15 protein-coding genes are annotated in these 24,320 nt (G+C 70.0%); 12 read left to right on the forward strand and 3 right to left on the reverse strand.

What is annotated here, in order from left to right:
* Positions 1-40 precede the first annotated feature (40 nt).
* A complete protein-coding gene (locus AC3ANK_RS03580; RefSeq protein ID WP_484172142.1) occupies positions 41-1,714 on the forward strand; it encodes a tetratricopeptide repeat protein in 1,674 nt (557 codons plus the stop codon).
* 3 nt (positions 1,715-1,717) lie between these two features.
* Here the strand turns inward: AC3ANK_RS03580 and AC3ANK_RS03585 are convergent, their stop codons facing one another.
* Positions 1,718-3,820, reverse strand: coding sequence for a glycosyltransferase (locus AC3ANK_RS03585; protein WP_484172143.1), 2,103 nt, complete (start codon positions 3,818-3,820; stop codon positions 1,718-1,720).
* Between the two features lie 127 nt (positions 3,821-3,947).
* Between AC3ANK_RS03585 and mrcB the strand changes: the two genes are divergently transcribed.
* From mrcB to tsaB, 5 genes are all read left to right on the forward strand, one after another.
* The gene (mrcB, locus tag AC3ANK_RS03590) at positions 3,948-6,329 is read left to right on the forward strand and encodes a penicillin-binding protein 1B (RefSeq protein WP_206859936.1); all 2,382 of its coding nucleotides are present in this window, start codon (positions 3,948-3,950) and stop codon (positions 6,327-6,329) included.
* Entirely contained in the window at positions 6,329-6,862 is a 534-nt protein-coding gene (locus AC3ANK_RS03595) for a tetratricopeptide repeat protein (RefSeq protein WP_484172144.1), read from the forward strand. The genes mrcB and AC3ANK_RS03595 overlap by 1 nt, the downstream gene beginning before the upstream one ends.
* A 315-nt stretch (positions 6,863-7,177) precedes the next feature.
* On the forward strand, positions 7,178-9,226 hold the full coding sequence (gene yoaA, locus AC3ANK_RS03600) for a DNA repair helicase YoaA (protein WP_484172832.1): 2,049 nt from the start codon (positions 7,178-7,180) through the stop codon (positions 9,224-9,226).
* Positions 9,226-9,576: a hypothetical protein gene (locus AC3ANK_RS03605; protein ID WP_484172145.1), complete on the forward strand. Its 351-nt coding sequence runs from the start codon at positions 9,226-9,228 to the stop codon at positions 9,574-9,576. Before yoaA ends, AC3ANK_RS03605 begins: the two co-directional genes overlap by 1 nt.
* Positions 9,577-9,594: 18 nt before the next feature.
* Entirely contained in the window at positions 9,595-10,308 is a 714-nt protein-coding gene (gene tsaB, locus AC3ANK_RS03610) for a tRNA (adenosine(37)-N6)-threonylcarbamoyltransferase complex dimerization subunit type 1 TsaB (protein ID WP_484172146.1), read from the forward strand.
* A gap of 215 nt (positions 10,309-10,523) precedes the next feature.
* Here the strand turns inward: tsaB and AC3ANK_RS03615 are convergent, their stop codons facing one another.
* Together AC3ANK_RS03615 and gshB are read right to left on the reverse strand one after the other, a co-directional pair.
* Positions 10,524-11,399, reverse strand: a complete 876-nt coding sequence (locus AC3ANK_RS03615) for an energy transducer TonB (protein WP_206859932.1) — start codon at positions 11,397-11,399, stop codon at positions 10,524-10,526.
* A 55-nt stretch (positions 11,400-11,454) separates the two neighbouring features.
* The gene (gshB, locus tag AC3ANK_RS03620; protein ID WP_206859931.1) at positions 11,455-12,405 is read right to left on the reverse strand and encodes a glutathione synthase; all 951 of its coding nucleotides are present in this window, start codon (positions 12,403-12,405) and stop codon (positions 11,455-11,457) included.
* 389 nt (positions 12,406-12,794) lie between these two features.
* Between gshB and pilG the strand changes: the two genes are divergently transcribed.
* From pilG to AC3ANK_RS03650, 6 genes are all read left to right on the forward strand, one after another.
* Entirely contained in the window at positions 12,795-13,193 is a 399-nt protein-coding gene (gene pilG, locus AC3ANK_RS03625) for a twitching motility response regulator PilG (RefSeq protein ID WP_115843698.1), read from the forward strand.
* 18 nt (positions 13,194-13,211) lie between these two features.
* A complete protein-coding gene (locus tag AC3ANK_RS03630; protein ID WP_206859930.1) occupies positions 13,212-13,577 on the forward strand; it encodes a response regulator transcription factor in 366 nt (121 codons plus the stop codon).
* Between the two features lie 13 nt (positions 13,578-13,590).
* A complete protein-coding gene (locus AC3ANK_RS03635; protein WP_484172147.1) occupies positions 13,591-14,193 on the forward strand; it encodes a chemotaxis protein CheW in 603 nt (200 codons plus the stop codon).
* Positions 14,190-16,211: a methyl-accepting chemotaxis protein gene (locus tag AC3ANK_RS03640; RefSeq protein WP_206859928.1), complete on the forward strand. Its 2,022-nt coding sequence runs from the start codon at positions 14,190-14,192 to the stop codon at positions 16,209-16,211. Before AC3ANK_RS03635 ends, AC3ANK_RS03640 begins: the two co-directional genes overlap by 4 nt.
* Positions 16,212-16,290: 79 nt before the next feature.
* Positions 16,291-22,698 carry an Hpt domain-containing protein gene (locus tag AC3ANK_RS03645; RefSeq protein WP_484172148.1) on the forward strand — a complete coding sequence of 2,136 codons (6,408 nt, stop codon included), beginning with the start codon at positions 16,291-16,293 and terminating at the stop codon, positions 22,696-22,698.
* Positions 22,691-24,304 (forward strand): chemotaxis protein CheB, encoded by a 1,614-nt coding sequence (locus AC3ANK_RS03650; RefSeq protein WP_484172149.1) that lies wholly within the window; start codon positions 22,691-22,693, stop codon positions 24,302-24,304. Before AC3ANK_RS03645 ends, AC3ANK_RS03650 begins: the two co-directional genes overlap by 8 nt.
* Positions 24,305-24,320: the final 16 nt, after the last annotated feature.

A 24,320-nucleotide genomic window follows, 5' to 3' on the forward strand; every position in this document is an offset into this window, starting at 1 on the left:
AGTTGCGACGGACCCACCACTTTCCCGGCGTTATCCTTGCGTGGTGAGTTCAAAGACGCCCCGCGATCCCAACCCGGACCCCTGGCACGGCCCGCTCGGCGACGATGCGGCCTCGCCGCGTGGTCGCATCGAGCCGACGCTGGGCGCCGAGCCGCGCGAGGAAATGGTCGGCTGGGAGGTCGACGACTTCCGTGCCGGGCCGAAGAAGCGGCATCGCCGTCGCAGCCCCATCGCCGAGCCGGCGCAGCCGTCGCGTCCTTGGGCGTGGCTCGTGGCGATGCTCGTCCTCGCCGCGCTCGGTGCCGGCCTGTTCGTGCTGCGCCAGCCGCTGTCGGACATGCTCTGGCCGGAAACGCGCGCCCAGCAGTTGCAGGCCGACGCCGCACGCGCGCTGGCGCAGGGCCGCCTGACCTCGCCCGACGGTCGTGGCGCCCGCGAGCTGTATGCCGCGGCGCTCGCGCGCGATCCGGACCGCAGCGAAGCGCGCGCAGGCCTGGCGAAGGTCGGCCAGGCAGCGCTGGCGCGCGCCGGCAAGGCGATGAACGCCCGGCGCTACAAGGAAGCGCATTCGATGCTGGCGCTCGCCCGCGAACTGTCCGTGCCGCGTGCGCAGGTCGACGCGCTCGAAAAACGCCTGCGCGCCCGCGAAGCCGCCGAAGCGGGCATCGACACGCTGCTGGCGCAGGCCGCGGCTGCACGCCTGGCGGGCCAGCTCGACGGCAACGAGCACGCTGCATTGCCGCTCTACCAGCGCGTCCTCGCGTTGCAGCCGGCGCGCATCGAAGCGCTCGAGGGCCGCGAGGACACGCTCGCCGATCTGCTCCAGCTCGCGCGCACCTCGCTCTCGCGCGGCGAACTGGCCGAGGCCTCCGCGCGCATCCGCCGCGTGCAGTCGGCCGATCCGGGCCACGTCGACCTGCCCGACGCGCTGGCGCAGCTCGCGCGCGCCGGCGAACAGCACCGCAGCCGCGGCGACCAGGCGCTGCGCCGGGGCCACCTGGACGATGCGCTCGACGAATACCTCGCCGCGCTCGCCGCGATGCCCGACGATGCCGCCGCCGAGCGCGGGCTGATCCAGATCGCCAACACCTACGCCCAGCGCAGCGAACGCTACGCCGCGGATTTCCGTTTCGATGAAGCCGAAGCCGCGTTGCGCGACGCGCGCGCGATCTCGCTGCAGGCGCCGGGCATCGACCAGGCCCAGCAGCGGCTGACGCAGGCCCGGCAGACGCAGCAGCGCTACGGGCAACGCGAATCGTCCGGGCAGCGTGCGCGCCGCATCGACCAGTTGCTCACCGATGCCTCGCGGGCCGAAGCGAACGGCGACCTGCTCACGCCGCCCGGCGACAGCGCGTACGACAAGCTGCGCGCCGCGCAGGCGCTGGCGCCGCAGGATCCGCGCGTGCGCGGCGCGATGGCGCGATTGTTGCCGGCCGCGCAGCGGTGCTTCGAGAACGAACTGCGCGGCAACCGCCTGCGTCGCGCGCGCGAATGCCTGGACGCACGCGCCGTGCTGGAAGGCGAAAGCGCCGCCCTGCGCGACGCGCGCCGGCGTCTTGCGCAGCGCTGGATCGCGGTGGGCGACGAGCGCCTGGGCGCGGGCGAGATCGGCGCCGCCCAGGCCGCCCTGACCGCCGCCCGCGAACTGGATCCGCAGGCGACGGGACTCGGGGAATTCGCCGACCGGCTGCGGGCGGCGTCGGCGGCGAACTAGCGGTCAGTCGCGTTCCAGCAATACGCGACGTACGACGTCGCGCGCGGCGTCCAGCGAGAAGTGGCGCTCGACGTTCGCGAGGCCGCTGCGGGACAGGCGATTCCACAGCGCCGCATCGGTGTAGAGCCGTACCACGGCCTGGGCGAACGCCTCCGGGTCGTTGCCGACCAGCACGTCCTCGCCGTCGCGCAGGTGCATGCCTTCGACCGCGCAGGCCGTCGCCACCACCGGCTGGCCGTGCGCCATGCTCAGGTTTACCTTGCCCTTCACGCCGGCGCCGTAACGCAGCGGCGCCACGGCGATGCGTGCGCCATCCATGTACGGGTCGATGTCGGGCACATACCCGTGCACGACCACGCCGGGGCGTGCGGCCAATGCCGCGATCTCCGGCGGCGTGTCGCTGCCTATGCAGTGGAATCGCACTTCGGGCAATTGCGCGCGGACGATCGGGAACACGTCACCTACGAACCACTGCACCGCGTCGACGTTCGGCGGATGGCGGAAACCACCGACGAAGACCAGGTCGTGGCGTTGCTCGAATGGCAGGCCGCGGCCGCGCACGTGGTGCAGGTTCGACACGATTTCCACACGGGCGCCGGGTGCGTCCTGCGCGAGCAGCGTGCGTTCGACCTCGCTCACGACCAGCGTCGCGTCGCTGCGGGCGATCATCTCCAGTTCCAGCGTGCGGGTACGCTCGGACGCGCGCTTGCGCGCGACATCGCCCGCGAGCTCGGCGCCGCGGCGTTCGCGCAGGTAGTGCAGGTCGACCGTGTCGAAGACCAGCTTGGCCTGCGGCGCGAACCGGCGCACCAGCGGCAGCCATTCGCGCAGGACGTAGTGGCGGCAGATCACGATCGTGTCGAAGGCCCGGCCGTGCGTGCGCATCCATTGTGCGGGCGTCGTCGCGAACGGCGCGTACCAGGCTTCGACGCCAAGCGACTGGAGCCTGCGCGTGTTGTCGCGCGCATGGCTCAGGTCGCCAGGGAAGAACGCCACCTGCGCCTGCTCCTCGCGCAGCAGCCGCATCAGATTCACCAGCCGCAACGAAGCCGAATCGCGATCGGGTTGCGGCGTCGCGCCGTCTACGATGAGCACCCGCCGCGCAGCGCCGGCACCGGCTGCGAGGTACGGGGTTGTTTGCGGTGGCGGCTGATGCTGCAGCGCTTCATGCCATTTTTCGGCGAAAACATGGCGATTTCGCGCCTGGTAGGCCTTCACGCCTTTGGTGTCGTCCACGCCGGCCGTGGTGCCTTCCATGTGCACGACGTGGGCGTGCGGCTGGTAGACGACGCGCAATCCCTTCGCGCGGACCGCGAAGGCCATATCGGTATCTTCGAAGTACGCCGGCTCATAGCGTCGATCGAAGCCGCCCACGCTTTCGAACAGCGCACGCGGCATGGCCAGCGCCGCGCCGGAGCAGTAATCGGCGTCGCGCACGAACCCATAACGCGGATCGTTGGGGCTTTCGAAACGGCCGTAGTTGTGCGCGGAGCCGTCGGAGAACACGAGGCCGCCGGCTTCCTGCAATCTCCCGTCGGGATACACCAGTTGCGCGCCGGCCAGTCCGATGTCCGGGCCGCTGTCGAACGTCGCCAGCAACGTATCGAGCCAGCCCGGTTGCGGAATCGTGTCGTTGTTGAGGAAAACCAGGAACTCGCCGCGTGCCTGCATCGCGCCATCGTTGCAGGCGGCGATGAAACCGCCGTTGCGCGCACGGCGGTGGTAACGCACGCCTTCGACCTGCGCGAGCGCATCCGCGGTTTCGTCCGAGGAACCATCGTCGGAGACGATGATTTCGATCGGGGCTGAGGGCGGATGCGCTGCGATCGCCCGCAGGCACGCCAGCGTGTGCGCGAACTGGTTGTAGACGGGAATGACGATGCTCGCCTTCGGCCGCTGCGCATGCGGCACCGCGAACGGCGCGAACGGCTCCGCCTGGGGCAGGTACAGCGCCAGACGCTGCTCCATCGGCACGGTGTGGAACTGCTTGAGCACCCGCTCCCACGAGGCGCGCACGCCGCGCGTGCGCACGCTGGCGAGCCCCCGGCGGACAAGACCGGTTCCCCGGTCGTAGAAGAATCGCAACTCGGTCCAGCTCAGGCCCATCGGATCATCGTCATGCTGAAGGAACTCCCTAACGCGAACGGCGGTCCCGCACCCCGTTCGCGGGGCCGCCGGCCGGCTGCGCTAGACTCGCGGGCACGAGGGCGCAGCCCCGCCATTGTCCCATGCCGTGGCCCGAATCCAGTACGACGAAGACGACAACGACGACACCGAGCAGCGCGACGCCCCGCAATGGCGCCGGCGGCTGGTCATCTGGGTACTCGCGGCGATCGGCCTGGGGCTGGGCTTCCTGGTCCCGTACACCCTCTACCTGAACCATGAAGTCGGCGAGCGCTTCGGCCAGCTGAAGTGGCAGATCCCCACGCGTGTCTACGCGCGACCGCTGGAACTGGCGCCGGGCCTGACCCTGGATTCGGCGACGCTCAAGACCGAACTCGATGCGGCGGCCTACCACGAAGGCGACGGGACGCGCCCGGGCACCTACGCGCGCAAGGGCGGGCGATGGCTGGTGTCCAGCCGCGGCTTCCAGGACGTCGACGGCCCGGTGCCGGCGCGGCGCATCGAAGTGGTGCTGTCCGGCAGCAAGGTCGCCTCGGTGCGCGATGCGTCGGCGAAGCGCGCGCTGAAATCCGTGCGCCTGGACCCGGCGCGCATCGCCACGCTCTACGGCCAGAAGAACGAGGAACGCCGCCTCGTGCGCCTGCGCGAGGTGCCCGAATTGCTGGTCACCGGCCTGCAGGCGGTGGAAGACCGCGATTTCAACAGTCACCACGGCATCGACGTCAGCGGCATGGTTCGCGCCGCCTTCAAGACCGCCACCGGCAGCACGCAGGGCGCGAGCACGCTGACCCAGCAGCTCGCGCGCAGCGGCCTGCTCGGCATCGGCCGCGAGCGCACGCTCAGCCGCAAGGGCAAGGAAATCCTCTACGCCCTGCTGATCGAAGCGCGCTACGACAAGGGCACGATCCTGGAGGCGTACTTCAACCAGGTCTACCTCGGCCAGCGCGGCGCGCAGGCGATCCACGGCGTCGCGGCGGGTTCGGAGTTCTGGTTCGGGCGCGACCTGTCGGACCTGAGCACCGAACAGATCGCGCTGCTCATCGGCATCGTGCGCGGCCCGTCGTACTACGACCCGCGCCGCAATCCCGGGCGTGCGCTGGAACGCCGCAATTTCGTGCTCGGCGAGATGCACGAAACCCACCTCATCGACGACGCCGAGTACCAGCGCGCGTTGAAGGCGCCGCTCGGCGTGACCACCGATCCGGGCAGCATCGCGGCCAACCGTTTCCCGGCCTATGTCGACCTGATCCGTCGCCAGCTGGCGCGCGACTATCCCGCCGACGCGCTCGCCGGTGCGGGCCTGAGCGTGATGAGCGGCATGTCTCCCTCCGCGCAGGCGATGGCCGAAGGCGCGGTCGCGCGCACGCTCAAGGGCCTGGACAGCAAGCGTCGTCCGCCGTTGCAGACCGGCCTGGTGGTCACCGACGTGCACAACGGCAACGTGGTGGCCGTCGTCGGCAGCCGCAGCGTCGCCGAACACGGTTTCAATCGCGCGATCGAAGCGCAGCGTCCGGTCGGTTCGCTGCTCAAGCCCTTCGTCTACCTGCTCGCGCTGGCGCAGCCGGGCAGGTATTCGCTGGCCAGCTGGGTCGACGATTCGCCGGTCACCGTCGCGCTGGGCAAGAACAAGAACTGGAATCCCGGCAATTCCGATGGCCGCAGCCACGGCACGGTGCGCCTGGTCGATGCGCTGGCGATGTCCTACAACCAGGCCACGGTACGCGTGGGCATGCAGGTCGAGCCCGAACGCATCGCCAGCCTGATCCGCACGCTTGCCGGCATCGAAGCTCCGCCGCATCCGGCGCTGATCCTCGGCGCGGTGGACCAGAGCCCGTACGCGATGGCGCAGCTGTACCAGTTCCTCGCATCCGGCGGCGAAATCCAGCCGCTGCACGCCGTGCGCGGCGTGCTCGACGCGAACGGAAAGGCGCTCAACCGCTACGACAAGGAGCCCGCGCCGGCGCAGGAAGGCGACGCGATCGCCGCGCGGCTGATCACCATCGCGCTGCAACAGGCGGTGTCCAACGGCACCGGCACGCAGCTCGTGCGCGACGGCCTGGGCCGCCTGTCGCCGGCCGGCAAGACCGGTACGTCGAACGACGGCCGCGACAGCTGGTTCGCCGGCTGGACGGGCGACCATCTCGCGGTGATCTGGGTCGGCAACGACCAGAACAAGGAAACCGGCCTGTACGGCGCGACCGGTGCGATGCGCGTGTGGTCGTCGATCTTCTCGCGCCTGCCCACCGCGCCGCTGGAAGTGGGCAACAAGGGCATCGACTGGCAGTGGACGATCGGCTCCAACTCCACCGACGCCGATTGCCCCGGCGCCCGCCGTTTCGCCTATGTCGCCGGCTTCGCGCCGCAGTACGCGCCGTGCCCGCAGCCCGAACCCGTCGAGGAAGAGAGCGGCGGCTGGCGCGAGTGGTTCGGCTTCGGCCGGAAGGAAGAGGAGGCCCCGCGCGAGGAGGCCCCGCCGCAAGAGACCCCGTGATGAACCCCCGCATCCCCCGCATCGTCCTCCACGCGCTGGCGCTGTCCGTCCTGGCGGCCTGCAGCAGCACTCCGCCGGCGCCGCCGGCCCCGAGCATCGACGCCGTCGCGGCGGTCGCCGCGATCCGTGCCGCCGGCGGCGCCGCCAGCACCGAGCTGGACGTGCAGCCGATCCGCGATCCCCAGGTCGAAGACCTGCGCGAGGACGCCGAGCGGCTCGAACAGAGCGGCCAGTACCCGCAGGCCGTCGCCGCGCTGGACCAGGCGCTGCAGCTGAACCCTGACGATCCCGCGCTGCTGCAGGAACGCGCCGAGGCCGCGTTGCTGGTGAAGGACCTCGCCGCTGCCGAGCGCTTCGCGAAGCTCGGCGTCGAGCGCGGTTCGAAAGTCGGCCCGCTGTGTCGCCGCCACTGGGAAACCATCGCCCAGGTGCGCCAGGCGCGATCGGCCCCGCTGGAAGTGCCGGGCGAAACCGTCGCCGACGCGCGCCGCGAGCGCGACTCGTGCACCGTCGCCGCCCCGCCGCGCTATTGAGCGGCAGCGGCGTTCCGACACACCGGATCGCGACGCCGCATCGGCGCTCGTCGCATTCATCCGTATCGAATGCGCTTCTGACCGGCTCCTCCCATCGCGCAGGCTAGAATGGCCCGGTGCACGCGGCGTCGCCGCGGATTCCCGTGATCGGCAGGTGTCGTGAGTGGGGCGGCCACGTGGGATGGCCGGAGGCGCGAAGCTCGCGCCGCGCCATTCACAGGAACCGTCGAGACCATGCAGGCCGCGCCGCCATCGCCCATCGAAACGAGCTTCGACGACGCCTCCATCGAAGGTGCGACGGCCGATGCGCGCGCCTTGAGCCGCCTCGCGCAGGCGAGCCGCGATGCGTTGTCCGAAGGCGGTGAACTGGCGCGCAACATCCCGTCCTTCGCGTCCCGTCCGGCGCAGCAGGACCTCGCCGCGGCCGTCGCCGATGCCGTCGATCGCCGCGGCACGCTGCTCGCCGAAGCCGGGACCGGAACGGGCAAGACCTTCGCCTACCTCGTGCCGGCGCTGCTGTCGGGCAAGAAGACCATCGTTTCCACCGGCACGCGCGCGCTGCAGGACCAGCTCTACCATCGCGACCTGCCGCGCGTGCGCGACGCGCTCGGCGTGGGGCTCAAGACGGCGCTCCTGAAGGGACGCGCGAATTACCTGTGCCATTACCGCATGCGGCAGGCGCAGGGCGAACCGCATCTTTTCAAGGGCGCGTTCAGCTCGCGCGAGATGGCCGCGCAGTTCCAGCGCATCGTCGCGTGGTCGGGCCGCACGCGCATGGGCGACCTCGCCGAACTCGACGCGCTGCCCGAAGACTCGCCGCTGCTGCCGATGGTCACCAGTACCGCGGAAAACTGCCTCGGCAGCGAGTGCCCGTTCTTCAACGACTGCTTCGTCGTGCAGGCGCGCCAGCGCGCGCAGGCCGCGGACCTGGTCGTGGTGAACCATCACCTGCTGCTCGCCGATCTGGCGCTGAAACAGGAAGGTTTCGGCGAAATCCTGCCGGGCGCGCAGACCTTCGTCGTCGACGAGGCGCACCAGCTGCCCGAACTCGCCGCGCAGTTCTTCGGCGAAGCGCTGAGCGCGCGACCGCTGGTGGAGCTTGCGCGCGACGCGCTCACCGAATGCAGGCAGGTCCCGTCCGCGCTCGCCGCTGTGCAGGATCCGGCGCGCGCGCTGGAGCAGGGCGTGCGCGCGCTGCGTGCCGCGATGGACGAACTGCCCGTGCGCGGCACGCGACGTCGCGCCGCGGAGGATGCCGGCGTCGAACAGGCGTTCGACGCGCTGGAACACGCGCTGCGCGCGTTCCATTCGGCGGTCGTGCCGTTCGCGTCCGCGTCGCCCGGATTCGATGCGTGCGCGGCGCGCGCGGTGGAATTCGAAGGACGTTTGAAGCGCTGGCGCGATGGCGAGGACGTGCCCGTCGACGAAGCCGCGGAAACGCCGGATGACGAAGGCGTCGCGGGTGAGAGCGACGCGGAGTCGTCACGCAAGCGCGCCGACGACAGCGTGCTCTGGTACGAACTCACCGCACGCGGTTTCCGCCTGAGCCGCACGCCGCTCGATGTCGCGGGGCCGTTGGCGCAGCATCGCGCGCGCTCGCAGGCGGCATGGATCTTCACGTCCGCGACGCTCGCGGTCGGCGGGCGTTTCGAACATTTCGCGATCAAGCTCGGCCTGTACCTCAAGGGCGAGGATCCGCCGCACACGCTGCTGGTGCCCAGTCCGTTCGATTGGGAAACGCAGGCGCTGTGCTACCTGCCGCGCGGCCTGCCCGAGCCGATCGTGCGTCACTACAACGAGAGCATGATCGAGAAGATCAGGCCCGTGCTCGAAGCGTCCAACGGCCGCGCGTTCGTGCTGTTCGCCTCGCATCGCGCGCTGCGCGAAGCCGCCGAGTTGCTGAAGGACGGGCCGTGGCCGCTGTTCGTTCAGGGCGAGGCGCCGCGCCCGGTGCTGCTGGAACGCTTCCGTGCATCGGGCAACGGCGTGCTGCTGGGCGCGGCGAGTTTCCGCGAAGGCGTCGACGTGGCCGGCGATGCGCTCAGCGTGGTGGTGATCGACAAGCTGCCGTTCGCCGCGCCCGACGACCCGGTGTTCGAGGCGCGCCTGGATGCGATCCGCCGCAACGGCGGCAACCCGTTCCGCGACGAGCAGCTGCCGCAGGCGGTGATCGCGCTGAAGCAGGGCGCCGGCCGCCTGATCCGCAACGAGAACGATCGCGGCGTGCTCGTCCTGTGCGACCCGCGCCTGACCAGCAAGACCTACGGCAGCGTGTTCCTCAATTCGCTGCCGCCGCTGCCGAAGACGCGGCGGGTGGAGGATGTGGCGGCGTTCTTCGATGGGCGGGAAGGAGGCGGCGCGTGATGCACGGGAACGACAGGCAGGACGACGACCTCTCGCCCGAGGAGGCCGCGGCGATCGTGGCCTCGCTCGAGGCGGAGATTCGCGAGGCGATATTGATGTATTGCCCGGAACTGGAAGCCCGGGTCGTCGCGCCATTTTGTGTGCAATGCGACGAGGGCGAAGCCTGGGTGGTGGCCCGCGAACGCGAGGCCGCACTCTTCATCTCGCTGGAATTCAAGCAATGCGGCGTAGGTTTCCTGGACGAGAATGGCATGCTTCGCGAAAGCACGCGGTACCCCGACATCATCCAGGCAGCCCAGGCGTTTGGATGGGCCGTTTCGAACACCGCGACACCGGCCACCTCACATTGATCCACGCGGCGGAACCCAATGAACCTGCTCGCCTTTGAGACCTCCACCGAAGCCCTTTCCGTCGCGTTGTCCATCGACGGCGAGGTGCGCGAGCGGTTCGAGATCGCCCCGCGCCGGCATGCGGAACTCGCGCTGCCGTGGGCGGAAGAACTGCTCGCGGATGCGGGCCTGAAGCGCGCGCAGCTCGACGCGATCGCCGTCGGTCGTGGGCCCGGTGCGTTCACCGGTGTGCGTCTTGGGATCGCGCTGGCGCAGGGGATCGCGCTTGCGCTGGATCGGCCCGTCGTGGCGATTTCGACCCTGGCCGCGCTTGCGATGCGCGCCGATGCGCACGCTACCGGCGCGTCGCGCGTGTTCGCCGCGATCGACGCGCGCATGGGCGAGGTGTATTCGGCAGCGTTCGAACTGCGCGACGGCGACGCCCGCGCACTCAGCGATGAGCGTGTCAGCGCGCCCGGCGATGTGATCGTGCCGGGAGAAGCCGGCGGCTGGATCGGCGTGGGAACCGGCTTTGCTGCGGCGGAGCATGCGTTGTCGGAACGGCTGGCGTCACGCTTCGTTTCGATCGACGCAACGCAATTGCCGCATGCGGCGGACGTCGCGCGGCTCGCGGCGATGGCCTTCGCACGTGGCGATGCGGTCGCGGCCGAACGCATCGAGCCGGCCTACCTGCGCAACAACGTCGCGTTGACGTTGAAGGAGCAACAGGCGTTGCGCGAGTCGAAGCGGTAAGCCACGCGTGTGGCGTTAGCGCTTTCACTCCACTCATCCTGTCATCCCGGCGAAGGCCGGGGCAGGGCGTCAGGGCAGCCGCGGGCGATGGCTTTTGTCGCCCGGGTAAGGCCGAAGGCCGCACCCGGGATCGCCACGTCGCCTCGACCTCAGACCATCAAGCGCCACGGATGCGCTTCGCTTGCCCGGGCTACAACCGCGGCGTAGTCAACGCCTCAGTCGTCCACCAGCGTCCCGCCCGGCAGGAAGTTCCACGTCCGCGTGACGTGCAGGATGTCCGGGTTCTCGTCCGTGCGCGGCAGCGGCGCATACGGTTCGGCGAGTTTCGCGATGCGCAGCGCGGAGGCATCCAGCAACGGAATGCCGCTGGTGCGCACGATGTCGGCGCGCTCGACCGAACCGTCGCGACGGATCGCCACGCTGATCACCACCTGTCCCGCGAGCCGGCGGCGACGCGCTTCATCGGGGTAGTTGAGATTGCCCACACGCTCGACGCGATCGACCCAGTCGCGCAGGTAACCGGCCCACACGTACTCCTGCGTGCTGGCCGAAACGAACTTGCGCGACGGGCGCTTCGCGTAGCGTTCCGAACGCATGTGGATTTCGGCCGCCAGTCGCGCCATCTGCATGTCACGCTCGATCTTCTCCTCGCCGCGCGGCAGTGCACGTTCGCTCGGCGACGGCGTGCTGCGCGGCGTCGGCGTGGCGGTTTCGCCGCGCGTGCTGGCGACCACGCGCGCCTGCGGCGCCGGCTGCGGCGCGGGCGACTGCGCGCGCAGCGTACGCGGCGCGATGCCGGTGGCCGCCTGGGGCAGCGGGCCGGACTGCGCATCGCGCGGACGCGTGCTCTTGTCGTGTTCGCCGCCGCCCTGGTTGTTGGCCTGGGCGAGGAAATCGGCCTGTTTCGGCGTCAACGCGCTCGTCGTCTGGGTGAGGATCACGTCCAGCGTCGGCATCACCGGCGCGGCGGTTTCCAGCGTCCAGCCCACGCCCAGCAGCACGATGCCGTGCACGATCAGCGACAGCACGAAGGTCGCGCTGACGCGGCCATTGCCGGCCGGTTCGTAGGGAGTGGCGACTGCTGCGTTCATGCGTGCCTAGCGTACGCGTCGATCGTGGCTGCCGGAGCGGAATTGCGTCGGGATTTCACGCGCCGATCCGGCGTTCGATCGCGTCGAACAGCAGGCCGGCGATGTTGATCCCGAACTGCGCATCGAGTTCGCGGATGCACGTCGGGCTGGTGACGTTCACCTCGGTGAGGTAATCGCCGATCGCATCCAGGCCGACGAACAGCATGCCGCGGCGCTTCATTTCCGGGCCGACCTGCGCGGCGATCCAGCGGTCGCGCTCGCTCAGCGGACGGCCTTCGCCGCGCCCGCCGGCGGCGAGGTTGCCGCGGAATTCGTCGCCCTGTGGAATGCGCGCCAGGCAGTAGTCCACCGGCTCGCCGTCGACCAGCAGGATGCGCTTGTCGCCGTCGGTGATTTCGGGGAGATAACGCTGCGCCATCGCGAGGCTGTGGCCGCCCTGCGTGAGCGTTTCGAGGATGACGTTGAGGTTCGCTTCGCCGGCGCGCGCGCGGAAGATCGAACGCCCGCCCATGCCGTCCAGCGGCTTGAGCACGGCGTCGGTGTGTTCGTTGACGAAGGCTTTCAGCGCGGCCGGATCGCGGCTCACCAGCGTCGGCGGGCAGCACTGCGGGAACAGCAGCGCGGCGAGCTTCTCGTTGTAGTCGCGCAGGCCCTGCGGGTCGTTGACGATCAGCGCGCCGGCGTTCTGCGCCAGGCCGAGGATCTGCGTGTCGTGGATGTATTCGCTGTCGACCGGCGGGTCCTTGCGCATCAGCACGACCTGTCCCGGCCCGAAGCGCAGCGTCGCGAATTCGCCCAGTTCGAACCAGCCGTTCTTGTCGTCGCGCACGCGCAGCGGGGCGACGATCGCCTCCGCCGCGCCGTCGCGGACCGACAGCCCGCCGGGTCGCACGTAATGCAGCCGATGCCCGCGGCGTTGCGCCTCCAGCAGCATGGCGAAGGTGGAATCCTTGGCGATCTTGATCGACCCGATCGGGTCCATCACGACGACGATGTCGAGCGGCATGGCGGGCTGCTGGGGGAGGGTCGGGGGATGGTAGCAGGCGAGAAACGCGCAGAGAGGAACGGGAAACGAGGGGGTGCCACCCCACCCATCACTCGTTTCTCGTTCCTTTCCGCTGGTTCCGGGCTAATGAGACCGCCGTCCCGGCTCGGCCCCGAAGTGCTCGGAATTGTCACTTCGTTACGGTATATGCAATGGGCGTGCCCACCATCGTCGCCTGACCGCCCCGCGGCACCTCAAGCACGATCCGGATGCGGAACCGGCCGGGCCGGCTCCGTGGCGCATTCAGCTTGCCTGCCGGAACGGCTGCTTGACAGCTTCCGCGCGGCTTGGAATAAAGGCGACTGGCGAAGTGCCTGCACACGGCGGCATTCGCATGGGGGAATTCGAAAATGCTAGACGAGGTCCGCAACGGCAGCCTCGGCGGTCTGAAAGTCATGGTCATCGATGACTCGAAGACGATCCGCCGAACCGCCGAGACGTTGCTCAAGCGCGAGGGGTGCGAGGTGGTCACCGCCACCGACGGCTTCGAGGCGCTGGCGAAGATCGCCGATCAACAGCCGCAGATCATCTTCGTGGACATCATGATGCCGCGGCTGGATGGCTACCAGACCTGCGCGTTGATCAAGAACAACCATCTGTTCAAGGGCACGCCGGTCATCATGCTGTCCTCCAAGGATGGCCTGTTCGACAAGGCGCGCGGACGCATCGTCGGCTCCGAGCAGTACCTCACCAAACCATTCACACGCGAAGAACTGCTCGACGCGATCCGCACGCACGTAAACGCCTGACCGGGGGGTAGGGCACCAATGGCACGTATTCTTCTGATCGAGGACTCGCCGACCGACACGGCGGTCCTGACCCAGCTCCTGGAGCGCAACGGACACCAGGTCCTGGCCTCGGGCAATGCCGAGGACGGCATCGAGACCTGCAAGCGCGAGAAGCCGGACCTGGTGATGATGGACGTCGTGCTTCCGGGCATGAACGGCTTCCAGGCCACGCGCGCGCTGTCGCGCGACGCCGACACCAGCGCCATCCCGGTGCTGATCGTCAGCACCAAGGGCATGGACACCGACAAGGCCTGGGGCATGCGCCAGGGCGCGCGCGACTACATCGTCAAGCCGCCGCGCGAGGACGAACTGATCGCCCGCATCAACGCCCTGCTGGGCGCCTGAGCCGGACCCGCCGATGCTCCATTCGCCCTTCGACGTGCTGGTGGATTACGAGCGCCGCAGCCTGGCGCACGTGGTCGGCCTGCCCGAACAGCTCGACGCGCCCGGCCTGTGGCGCGGCGTGGGCTACCGCATCGGCGCCCGCCGGCTGGCCTCGGGCTTCGGCGAAGTGCTGGAAATCCTGCCGCTTCCGCAGGTCACCCAGGTGCCGGGTGCGCAGCCCTGGCTGCTGGGCCTGGCCAACGTGCGCGGCAACCTGCTCCCCATCGTCGACCTGAAGCAGTTCCTCGAAGGCGAGCGCACCGTCCTGCACGAAAGCCAGCGCATCCTGCTCGTCCGCCAGCCCGGCGGCGACGTGGCCGTGCTGATCGACGAGCTCTACGGCCAGCGCAGCTTCCACGAGCAGCACCGCATCGAACTCACGCCCGGGCAGGACGACGACGAAGACGTCGTCGCGCTGACCCAGGGCCGTTACGCGCATTTCGTCGAACGCGGCTATCGCCTCGACGCGCACACGTGGGGCATCTTCAGCCTGGACAGGCTGGCCCGCACTCCCGAATTCCGCCAGGCGGCATCCGACATGCCGCATCGCATCAGCAACGTTGAGGTTCAACCATGAGCACTGTTATGGATAGCGCTGCCGGCAAGGGCCGCAATCTTGGCGTCAACACCTGGCTGGTCGTGCTGGGCGTATCGGTGCTCATCTTCGGCCTGAACACAGGCTACGCGACATGGAAGGCCGCACGCCTCGGCGGCGCGAGCTCCTCCGCCTCGGACCTGCAGGTGAATTCGCAGAAGCTCGCGGTGCAGGGCCAGGAAGCGGTGAGCGGCGACGCCGCCGCGTTCTCCGCGTTCAAGGAAACGCGCGCGCAGATCGTGAAGGACGTCGAGCAGCTCAACGCCAACTTCGGCCAGACCGCCGGCGTGGCCGGGCCGATCAACACCGTGACCGACACCTGGGGTCCGCTCGGCAAGAGCGCCGAGCAGGTGGTCGCCTCCGAAAAGGCCGTGCTGGCGCTGGCCGGCAATGCCGACAGCTTCGCCAGCCGCGTGCCGCAGTTGCAGGCGCGCCTGGACGAACTGGTTCGCGCGATGTCGGCGTCGGGTTCGCCGTCCTCGCAGGTCTACATCGCGCTGCGCCAGGTGGTGCTGTCGGGCAAGATGGCCGAGCGCATCACGCAGATCCGCGCCGGCGGCAGTGGCGCCGCGCTCGCCGGTGAGGCGCTGGGCCGCGACGCGGCGGTGTTCGGCAACGTGCTGACCGGCCTGCGCAAGGGCGACGCCGCATTCGGCGTGACCCCGCTGGGCAACGCCAACGCGATCGCCGCGCTCGGCCAGGCCGAAACGCTGTGGCTGGAAATGAAGAAGGACCTGGACGCGATCCTGTCCTCCTCGCAGAACCTGTTCGCCGCGCAGGCCGCCGCCGAGTCGATCACCGGTGGCTCCAACAAGCTGCTGACCGACAGCCAGGCGCTGTTCCGCGCCTTCACCTCGTTCGGCTCGGTGCGTTCGACCAACCCGATCGGCCACATCCTGGTGTCGATCATCTCGGGCCTGGTCGCGCTGCTCGCCATCGTCTTCCTGGTGGTCTCGCTGAACAGCCAGCAGAAGAAGCGCTACCTGACGACGAAGGAACTCAACGACCGCAACCAGGAGGCGATCATGCGCCTGCTGGACGAAATGGGTTCGCTCGCGGAAGGCGACCTGACCGTGAAGGCGACCGTGACCGAGGACATGACCGGCGCGATCGCGGACTCGATCAACTTCGCCGTCGAACAGCTGCGCAGCCTGGTGCAGACGATTACCGACACCTCGGTGCAGGTCGCCGCCAGCGCGCAGGAAACGCAGGCCACCGCCATGCACCTGGCCGAGGCCGCCGAACACCAGGCGCAGGAAATCAACTCCGCCTCCAGCCGTATCAGCGAAATCGCGGCGTCGATCAACCAGGTGTCGCGCAACTCGGCCGAATCGGCGGACGTGGCGCAGCGCTCGGTGCAGATCGCGACCAAGGGCGCGGGCGTGGTGCGCCAGACCATCGCGGGCATGGACAGCATTCGCGACCAGATCCAGGAAACCTCGAAGCGAATCAAGCGACTGGGTGAGTCGTCGCAGGAAATCGGCTCGATCGTGGAACTGATCAACGACATCTCGGAACAGACGAACATCCTCGCGCTGAACGCCGCAATCCAGGCGGCCTCGGCGGGTGAAGCGGGCCGCGGCTTCGCGGTCGTGGCGGACGAAGTGCAGCGACTCGCAGAACGCGCATCGAACGCGACCAAGCGAATCGAAACGCTGGTGCAGACGATTCAGTCCGACACCAACGAAGCGGTGTCCTCGATGGAACAGACGACCTCCGAAGTGGTCGCCGGTGCGCGACTGGCCGAGGACGCGGGTACCGCGCTGGGCGAGATCGAAAAGGTGTCGAGCGATCTGTCCAACCTCATTCAGGGCATTTCGAGCGCGGCGCAGCAGCAGTCCAGCGCGGCATCGAACATCACCGCCACGATGAACACCATCCAGTCGATTACCGCGCAGACGTCGCAGGGTGCGAACCAGACCGCCGCGTCGATTGGAAACCTGGCGCAACTGGCCGCCGACCTGCGCCGCTCGGTCGCCGACTTCAAGCTGCCGGCCTGAGCAGGGACGCGAGGTCCATGAAAATGTTGACCACCGGCCACCGTAAGCGGGGCCGCCTCGGCCACATGCGAGGTGGACGATGACCGTGATGCGCGAGGCCATCGACACGACCACGCTGGGCTGGATCAAGCCCGAGCTGGACGAGACCCTGCGCCTGGCCCAGCAGGAGATCGAGGCGTACGCCGAGAATCCCGCCGACGCCACCCGCATGCGCCACTGCGCCGACCAGCTGCACCAGGTGCACGGCACGCTGCGCATGGTCGAGCTGTACGCGCCGGCGATGGTCGCCGAGGAGATGGAGCGCCTGGCGCTGGCATTGCAGCAGGGCAAGGTCGCCGACCGCGACGAAGCCTGCGCGGCGCTGATGCGCGGCGTCGTCCTGCTGCCCGATTACCTGGAACGCCTGCAGGGCGGCCATCGCGACATTCCGATCGTGTTGCTGCCGCTGCTCAACGAACTGCGCGCCACGCGCGGCGAGGCGGGCCTCAACGAAAGCGTGCTGTTCGCGCCGGATCTCGACCGCCCGCTCCCGGCCAACCTGCCCAGCGCCCTGCCGGCGGCTGCGCCGACGCGCGGCGCGACGTCGCCGCACCTGGCCGCCCTGCGCGATGCGCTGGCGAACTGGCCGGAAGACGGCAACCCGACCCAGCCCGAGAAGCTCGCCGGCGCCATCGACGGCCTGCTCGGCGAAGTCGTGCTCGAACCCGTGCGCCGCATGCTGTGGGTCGCATCGTCCGTTGCCGGCGCCCTGCGCGACGGCGCGCTACCGGCCACGCGCGCGCTGCGCCAGGCCTTCGGTGGCGTCGAGCGCGAAGCGCGACTGATGCTCGCCGACGACGGTTTCGGCGCGCACCGCTCCGAGCCGGCTGCCGAGCCGACCCGCCAGCTGCTCTACCACGTCGCCCACAGCGACGGCCGCCATCCGGCGCTGGACGACCTGCGCCACACCTTCGAACTGGCGTCGCACCTGCCCAGCGAGTCCGAACTCGAACACGCCCGCGGCTCGCTGTCGGGCCGCAACCGCGCGCTGCTGGACACCGTCGCCGCGGCGATCAAGGAAGACCTGCTGCGCGTCAAGGACGCGCTTGACCTGCACCTGCGCACCGGCCAGACCGACGTCGCCGAGCTCAAGCCGCAGGTGGAAGCGCTCGGCCGCGTCAGCGACACGCTCGGCATGATGGGACTGGGCGTCGCCCGCACCGTCGTGCTGCAGCAGCGCGACGCGATGCACGACATCGTCTCGGGCAAGCGTCCGGCCGACGAGGGCGCGCTGCTCGACGTCGCCGGTGCACTGCTTTATGTCGACGCCTCGCTGGACGACCAGGTCTCGCGCCTGGGCCTGCCCGACGCCGGCGCCGAGGACGACCTGCTCGCTGGCGAGGCGCGCAAGGTGCTCGACGTGCTCGTGCGCGAAGCCATCGCCAACTTCGGCGATGCGCGCCAGGCGTTCGTCGCGTTCGTGGAAACCAACTGGGACCACGCCGAACTGGCCGAAGTCCCGCGCGTGCTGGACGAAGTCGCCGGCGCCTTGCGCATGCTGGAGCTGCCGCAGCCGGCCGACTACCTCACCGGCGTGAAGCGCTACACCGAGGTCGAGCTGATCGGCCGCAAGCGCGTGCCCAACGGCCAGCAGCTGGACACGCTCGCCGACGCGCTCGCGAGTCTTGAGTACTACCTCGAAGCGCTGCGCGAGCAGCGCCCGAACCGCAACCACATCCTCGACATCACCCGCCAGAGCCTGGAAGCGCTGCGCTACTGGCCGCTGCCGGAGTTCGACATCGCCGCGACGATGGCGCCGTCCTCGCCGATCAGCCGCGAGGACCTGGCGCGCGTTCCGGACTTCGAACTGACCGACGAGATCACGCTTGGCACGCCGGCCGCGCCGGCCTTCGACGCGAATGCGTTGACGCCATCGCCGACGCTGGCCGCCGAAGTGCCGGTCGCGCAGGTCGCCGCTTCCGCGCCGGCCGCTCCGGCGCCGGCGCCCGCGCCGGTCGCGAGCACGCCGCAGCAGATCGCCGCCGGCGGCTTCGAACACAGCGACGACATCGACGACGAGATCCGCGAGGTGTTCCTCGAGGAACTCGACGAGGAAATCCGCCACCTGGGCGACCTGCTGCCCGAATGGCACGCGCGGCCGGAAGACAGCGAGCGCCTGCGTCCGATCCGCCGCGTTTTCCATACGCTCAAGGGTTCGGGCCGCCTCGTCGGCGCGAAGACGCTGGGCGAGTTCAGCTGGAAGATCGAGAACCTGCTCAATCGCGTGCTCGACGGCACCCGTCCGGCGAGCCCGGCGGTGATCGGCCTGGTCGGCCACGCGTACACGGCGCTGCCGCAGTTGCACGCCGCGCTGCGCAACGAAGGCGCCATCACCGCCGACCTGCCGGCGATGGAAGCCCATGCCGATCGCCTCGCCGAGGGCGACGAAACGCTGTACACGCCCGCGCCGCCGAAGGTGGAAGTGGTTGTCCAGGCGGTCGAGCCGGTGGTCGAACCGGTCGCCGAGCCGGCGATCGAGGAGATCACGCTGGAAGCCGTCAGCTTCGACGGCCTGGACGGCGTGGACGTCGAGGAAATCAGCTTCGACGACGTGCCCGTCCTCGACGCCGCCCCGGTGCTGGAACCCGAGTCCGGCGTGCCGGCCTCGGTCGATTCGGTGCTGCTGGAAATCCTCGACGCCGAAGTCAGCGGCCATCTGGCCACGATCGAACAGTGGCTGGCCGCCGCCCAGGCGCAGCCGCGCCCGGCCGACGACGGCCTGCAGCGCGCGTTCCACACGCTCAACGGCGCCTTCGCGATGACCGAAGTGCCGGTGATCACCGAGATCACCGGTCCGACCGAGGTCTACGTCAAGCGCCTGCTGGCCTCCGCCCAGCCCGCCAGCACCGAGGGCGTGGCTGCGATGGGCGAGGTCGCCGACGCGATCCGCCGCACGCTGGCGACGCTGAAGTCGCCGGCACCGCGCATCCCGACCTTCGACGGCCTCGCCGAGCGCATGCGCGCGCTGCGCGACAGCCTGCCGGACGCGCGCCAGCCGATGCAGCACGAGCCGGCCGAGCCCGCGTTCACCGCGATCGACCTCAGCGAGTTCACCGACCTGGCCGCCGACGTCGGCCCGGACTACCTCTCCGATCCCGCGCACGCCGCGCGCATCGAGGCCGAGCTGGCCGAAGCGCGCCGCATCGAGGCCGAACGCGAGGCGATCGAGCGCGCCAACGCCGAGCGCATCGAAGTCGAACGCCTGGAAGCGGAGCGTTTCGCGCTGGAAGAACAGCAGCGCGAAGCCGAACGCCTGGCGCTGCTCAAGCGCGAGGAAGACGCGCGCGCGGACGCGGAACGACGCGAAGCCGAACGCCTCGCCGCCGAAGCCGCCGAAGCCGAGCGCCTGGAAGCCGAGCGCATCGCGGCCGAGCAGGCGCAAGCCGAACGCCTCGCTGCCGAACGTGCCGAGGCCGAGCACCGCGCCGCCGAACAAGCCGCCGAACGCGCCGAAGCGGAGCGTCTCGCCGCCGAACGCGCCGAAGCCGAACGCGCCGAAGCCGAACGCGTCGCGGCCGAACGCGCCGAAGCCGAGCGCCTTGCCGCGGAACACGCCGAGCGGCTCGCTGCGGAAACCGCGCACCAGGCCGCCGTCGAAGCGGCGATGGCCGAGCGCCAGGCCGCCGCACTCGCCGAACAGCAGCGCATCGAAGCGCAACTGCTGGAGGCCGAGCGCCTCGCCACCGAGCGCCTGGAAGCCGAACGCCTCGAAGCGGCGCGCATCGCCGACGAGGAAGCCGAGTACGCGCGCCTGGAAGCCGAATACGCCGAAGCCGAGCGCGTCGCCCGCGAACAGCAGGCGACGGTCGAAGCCGCGTCGCTGGAAGCGGCGTCCATCGGCCAGGGCTTCGTGGATGCGCCGTCGATCGGCGACGTGCGCGACGAATTGCCGGACGTGGAGGAGATCGCGCAGGACGCGTTCGCCGAAGCGCCCGCGCACGAGCCTTCGCAGGCATCGCACGAAGCGCCCGCTCCGTCCATCGAGGCGCAGGAGCCGGCGGTGGCCGCGCTCATCGCGCACGCGCTGGCCGGGGCCGACGATCCGGACGAAGCGCTGGACCTGAGCGAGCTCGATCCGGAGCTGGTCGACATTTTCGTCGAGGAAGCCAGCGACCTGCTCGACCATTCCGACGGTCTGCTCGCGCAACTGCGCGAAGCCCCGACCGAGCGCGAATCGCTGGTCGGCCTGCAGCGCGACCTGCACACCATCAAGGGTGGCGCGCGCATGGCCGGCATCATGGCCGTGGGCGAACTCGGCCACGCGATGGAATCGCTGCTCGAAGCCGTGGTCGAGAACCGCTGCGAACTCGGCCGCGACGGCGTGCCACTGCTCGAGCGCGGTTTCGACCGCCTGCATGCGATGGTCACCCGGGTCGGCGACCGCCGCGCGATCGCCATGCCCGAAGCGCTCATCGCCGAGTTCGACGCGCGTTCGCGCGGCGAGACGACGCTGGGCGACCTGGCTGCCGCCCATGTCGCGAAGCCCGCTGCAAAGCCGGCGCCCGCGCCCGCGCCGAAGCCGGCCCCGCAGGTTGTCGACGACGCGACGCACGAACCGCACGTCGACCTGAAGCCGCTGTCCGCACCAATCAGCGACCAGCCGCTGACCGACGAGGACGACATCGGCGTGCGCGCTCCACAGGAACAGGTGCGCATCCGCGCCGACCTGCTGGACCGCCTCGTCAACTACGCCGGTGAGGTCGCGATCTACCGCGCCCGCCTGGAACAGCAGCTCGGTGCGTTCCGTGGCGCCATCGCCGAAATGGCGGCGACGAACACGCGTATGCGTGACCAGCTGCGTCGCCTGGAAATCGAAACCGAAGCGCAGATCGTCGCGCGCTACCAGCGCGAGGGCGACGACGGCGAGCAGGCGTTCGATCCGCTGGAACTCGACCGCTTCTCCACGTTGCAGCAGCTCTCGCGCGCGCTCGCCGAATCGGCGGCGGACCAGGTCAGCCTGCAGACTACGCTGGACGACCTGACGCGCCAGTACGAAACGCTGCTGCTGCAACAGTCGCGCGTGAGCTCGGACCTGCAGGAAGGCCTCATGCGCACGCGCATGGTGCCCTTCGACGGCCTGCTGCCGCGCCTGCGCCGCGTCGTACGCCAGGCCTCGAACGAGCTGGGCAAGCACGTCGCGCTCAAGCTCGACGGCACCCAGGGCGAACTCGACCGCAACGTGCTCGAGCGCATGACCGCGCCGCTGGAGCACATGCTCCGCAACGCCGTCGCGCACGGCCTGGAAACGCCGGACAAGCGCAGGAAGGCCGGCAAGACGGACGAAGGCACGATCCGCATCGCGGTGCGCCGCGAAGGTTCGGAAGTCGTGCTGATCGTGGCCGACGACGGCGCCGGCCTGAACCGCGAGGCGATCCTGCGCCGTGGCCGCGAGCGCGGCCTGGTGCCGGAAGGCGCCACGCTGTCCGATGCCGCCATCGACGCGCTGATCCTGGAACCGGGCTTCTCCACCGCCGAATCGGTCAGCCGCCTGGCCGGTCGCGGCGTGGGCATGGACGTGGTCGCCAGCGAAGTGCGCCAGCTCGGCGGCACGCTCGACATCGCGTCCACGCCGGGCAAGGGCGTCACCTTCACCCTGCGCCTGCCGCAGACGCTCGCCGTCACGCAGGCGGTGTTCGTGCGCATCGGCGAGACCACCTTCGCCGTGCCGATCGCCTCGGTGCGCGGCGTGGGCCGCATCGCCCGCGACCGCCTGGACATGGTCGACGCGACCTACCGCTACGGCGGCGAGGACTACGCGGTGCACGATCTGGGCACGCTGGTCGGCCATGGCACCGCCAAGGCCGAAGGCGCGCTGCAGATGCCGCTGCTGCTGATCCGCTCGGGTGACCTGCGCGCGGCGGTGTGCGTCGACCAGGTCGTCGGCAACCGCGAAATCGTGGTGAAGCCGGTCGGTCCGCAGGTGGCGTCGGTGCCGGGCATCTTCGGCGCGACCATCATGGGCGACGGCCGCGTGGTGGTGATCCTCGACGTCGCGCCGCTGGTGCGCCGCCAGTCGATGCTGCCGCGCGAACACGTCGCCGCGCCGGTCGCGCCGGCCGAAACGCGCCGCGTTCCGCTGGTCATGGTGGTCGACGACTCGGTCACCATGCGCAAGGTCACCGGCCGCGTGCTCGAACGCCACAACTTCGAGGTGCTCACCGCGAAGGACGGCGTCGACGCGCTGGAGCGCATGGTCGAGCGCGTGCCCGACCTGATGCTGCTCGACATCGAAATGCCGCGCATGGACGGCTACGAGCTCGCCACCGCGATGAAGGGCGATCCGCGCCTGCGGAGCGTGCCGATCGTGATGATCACCTCGCGTACCGGCGACAAGCATCGCCAGCGCGCGTTCGAGATCGGCGTGGAGCGCTACCTGGGCAAGCCGTACCAGGAGCCGGAACTGATGCGCAACGTGTACGAGCTGCTGGGGGCTGCACGGAATGAGTGAGTCCTCCCGTCGCGCGGTCCTTCTGGCGCGACCGGGCGCAGCCTGCGAACGCCTGCGCTCGGCCCTGGCCGACGCGGGCGCGCACCTGGTGCTGGAAGCCGACCCGACCACGCTTCAACCCGAAGCGCTCGGCCAGGCCGCGCCGCAGGTGATCGTGGTCGCGCTGGATCCGGTCACCGAGGACGTGATCGAGAAGTTCGATCCGGTGCTGGCCGATCCGTCGGTCGAAGTGATCTACGAAGAAGCCGCGCTGGCCGCCACGCGCGAGGGCTGGGACCTGGCGCGCTGGGTGCGCCATCTCGCCGCGAAGCTGCACGGCCACGGCGACGTCCTGCCGCCGGGCCACGAACCCGAAGGCATGGAGCCGCCGGAACCGGTCGCCGCGCCACGTGCGGTCGAAGCCGCCGCGCCGGTCGCGACGTTCGACGCGCCATCGCGGGCGCCGACCAGTGAAGCGGCGCCGGTCGCCACGATCGCGGCGCGTGGGCCGGTGATCGAAACGCCCGCGCCGGTTGCCGTGGCGAACACCGCCCCGCCGGCGCTGGAAATCGCCGAAACGCAGGTCCAGTACACGCACGAAACCACGCTCAGCCCGTTCGACCCCGTCGCCGCGGAAGCCGGCTTCGATGTATCCGAGGCCGTCGAACTGCCGCCGGCGCTGGCCGACATCGAACTGAGCTTCGCCGCCGACACGTCGCTGGTCCCGGCCGACGCCATCGATGCGTCCGCGGAACTGGTGATCGAACCGTTCGAATCGAGCTTCGACTACGAAGTCGCCGACACGCCAACGCCGGTGTTCGAATCGACGATGCCGGACGTGGTCGAGCTGTCCACGTCGATTCCGGCGGCAGCGCCCGCCGCGTCCGCACCGGTGCTGATGTTCGACGTCAGCCGCGACGGCGCGCCGGCGGTGGACGCACCGAAGGCCGCCGCACCGGCCGCGCCGGACTGGTCCTTCACCGACGATGCGCCCGCCTCGGCGCCTGCCGCGCGCGAGGCCGATCCGAACCACAAATTCCAGCGCGACCTCGGCGACATCGAGCGCCGCATCTCCGCGCTCGAACTCGTCGAGGACAAGCCGGCGGTGCAGCTGGGCGGCGCGATCCTCGTGCTCGCCGGCATCGGCGGACCGGATGCGGTGCGCCAGCTGCTCGGCGGCCTGCCGGAACAATTCCCGCGTCCGGTGATCGTCCAGCAGCGTCTGGACGGTGGACGCTACGACCGCCTCGTCGCGCAGATGCAGCGCGCCACGCCCCTGCAGGTACGCCTGGCCGAGCCCGGCCTGATCGCGATGGCCGGCACGATCTACATCCTCCCGGCGGACGTTTCCATCGCGGTGAGCGAGTCGGGCATGCGCTTCGTCGAAGGCGGCGACGACGTGCTCGCCACGTTGCCGGCCAGCGATTCCGCCGTGCTGATGCTGAGCGGCGCGGATCCGGCGCAGGTCGATGCGGCGATGAAGTTGTCGTGGTCGGGCGCGCTGGTCGCCGGACAGGCGGCGGACGGCTGCTACGATGCGGTCGCCGCGTCGGCGCTCGTCTCGCGCGGCGCGCAGTCGGGCCAGCCGGCCGAACTGGCGGCGCGTCTGGCCGAACGCTGGCGCTGAGCGAGCAGGTGCACGA

It is taken from the genome of Lysobacter sp. SCRH-1R (genome assembly GCF_057747855.1).

Excerpts from the sequence above, each read along its gene's own strand:
- AC3ANK_RS03585 (WP_484172143.1), bottom strand. The coding sequence starts at position 3,820 with ATGGGCCTGAGCTGGACCGAGTTGCGATTCTTCTACGACCGGGGAACC.
- AC3ANK_RS03595 (WP_484172144.1), top strand. The coding sequence starts at position 6,329 with ATGAACCCCCGCATCCCCCGCATCGTCCTCCACGCGCTGGCGCTGTCC.
- AC3ANK_RS03605 (WP_484172145.1), top strand. The coding sequence starts at position 9,226 with ATGCACGGGAACGACAGGCAGGACGACGACCTCTCGCCCGAGGAGGCC.
- tsaB (WP_484172146.1), top strand. The coding sequence starts at position 9,595 with ATGAACCTGCTCGCCTTTGAGACCTCCACCGAAGCCCTTTCCGTCGCG.
- AC3ANK_RS03615 (WP_206859932.1), bottom strand. The coding sequence starts at position 11,399 with ATGAACGCAGCAGTCGCCACTCCCTACGAACCGGCCGGCAATGGCCGC.
- gshB (WP_206859931.1), bottom strand. The coding sequence starts at position 12,405 with ATGCCGCTCGACATCGTCGTCGTGATGGACCCGATCGGGTCGATCAAG.
- pilG (WP_115843698.1), top strand. The coding sequence starts at position 12,795 with ATGCTAGACGAGGTCCGCAACGGCAGCCTCGGCGGTCTGAAAGTCATG.
- AC3ANK_RS03630 (WP_206859930.1), top strand. The coding sequence starts at position 13,212 with ATGGCACGTATTCTTCTGATCGAGGACTCGCCGACCGACACGGCGGTC.
- AC3ANK_RS03635 (WP_484172147.1), top strand. The coding sequence starts at position 13,591 with ATGCTCCATTCGCCCTTCGACGTGCTGGTGGATTACGAGCGCCGCAGC.
- AC3ANK_RS03640 (WP_206859928.1), top strand. The coding sequence starts at position 14,190 with ATGAGCACTGTTATGGATAGCGCTGCCGGCAAGGGCCGCAATCTTGGC.
- AC3ANK_RS03645 (WP_484172148.1), top strand. The coding sequence starts at position 16,291 with ATGACCGTGATGCGCGAGGCCATCGACACGACCACGCTGGGCTGGATC.
- AC3ANK_RS03650 (WP_484172149.1), top strand. The coding sequence starts at position 22,691 with ATGAGTGAGTCCTCCCGTCGCGCGGTCCTTCTGGCGCGACCGGGCGCA.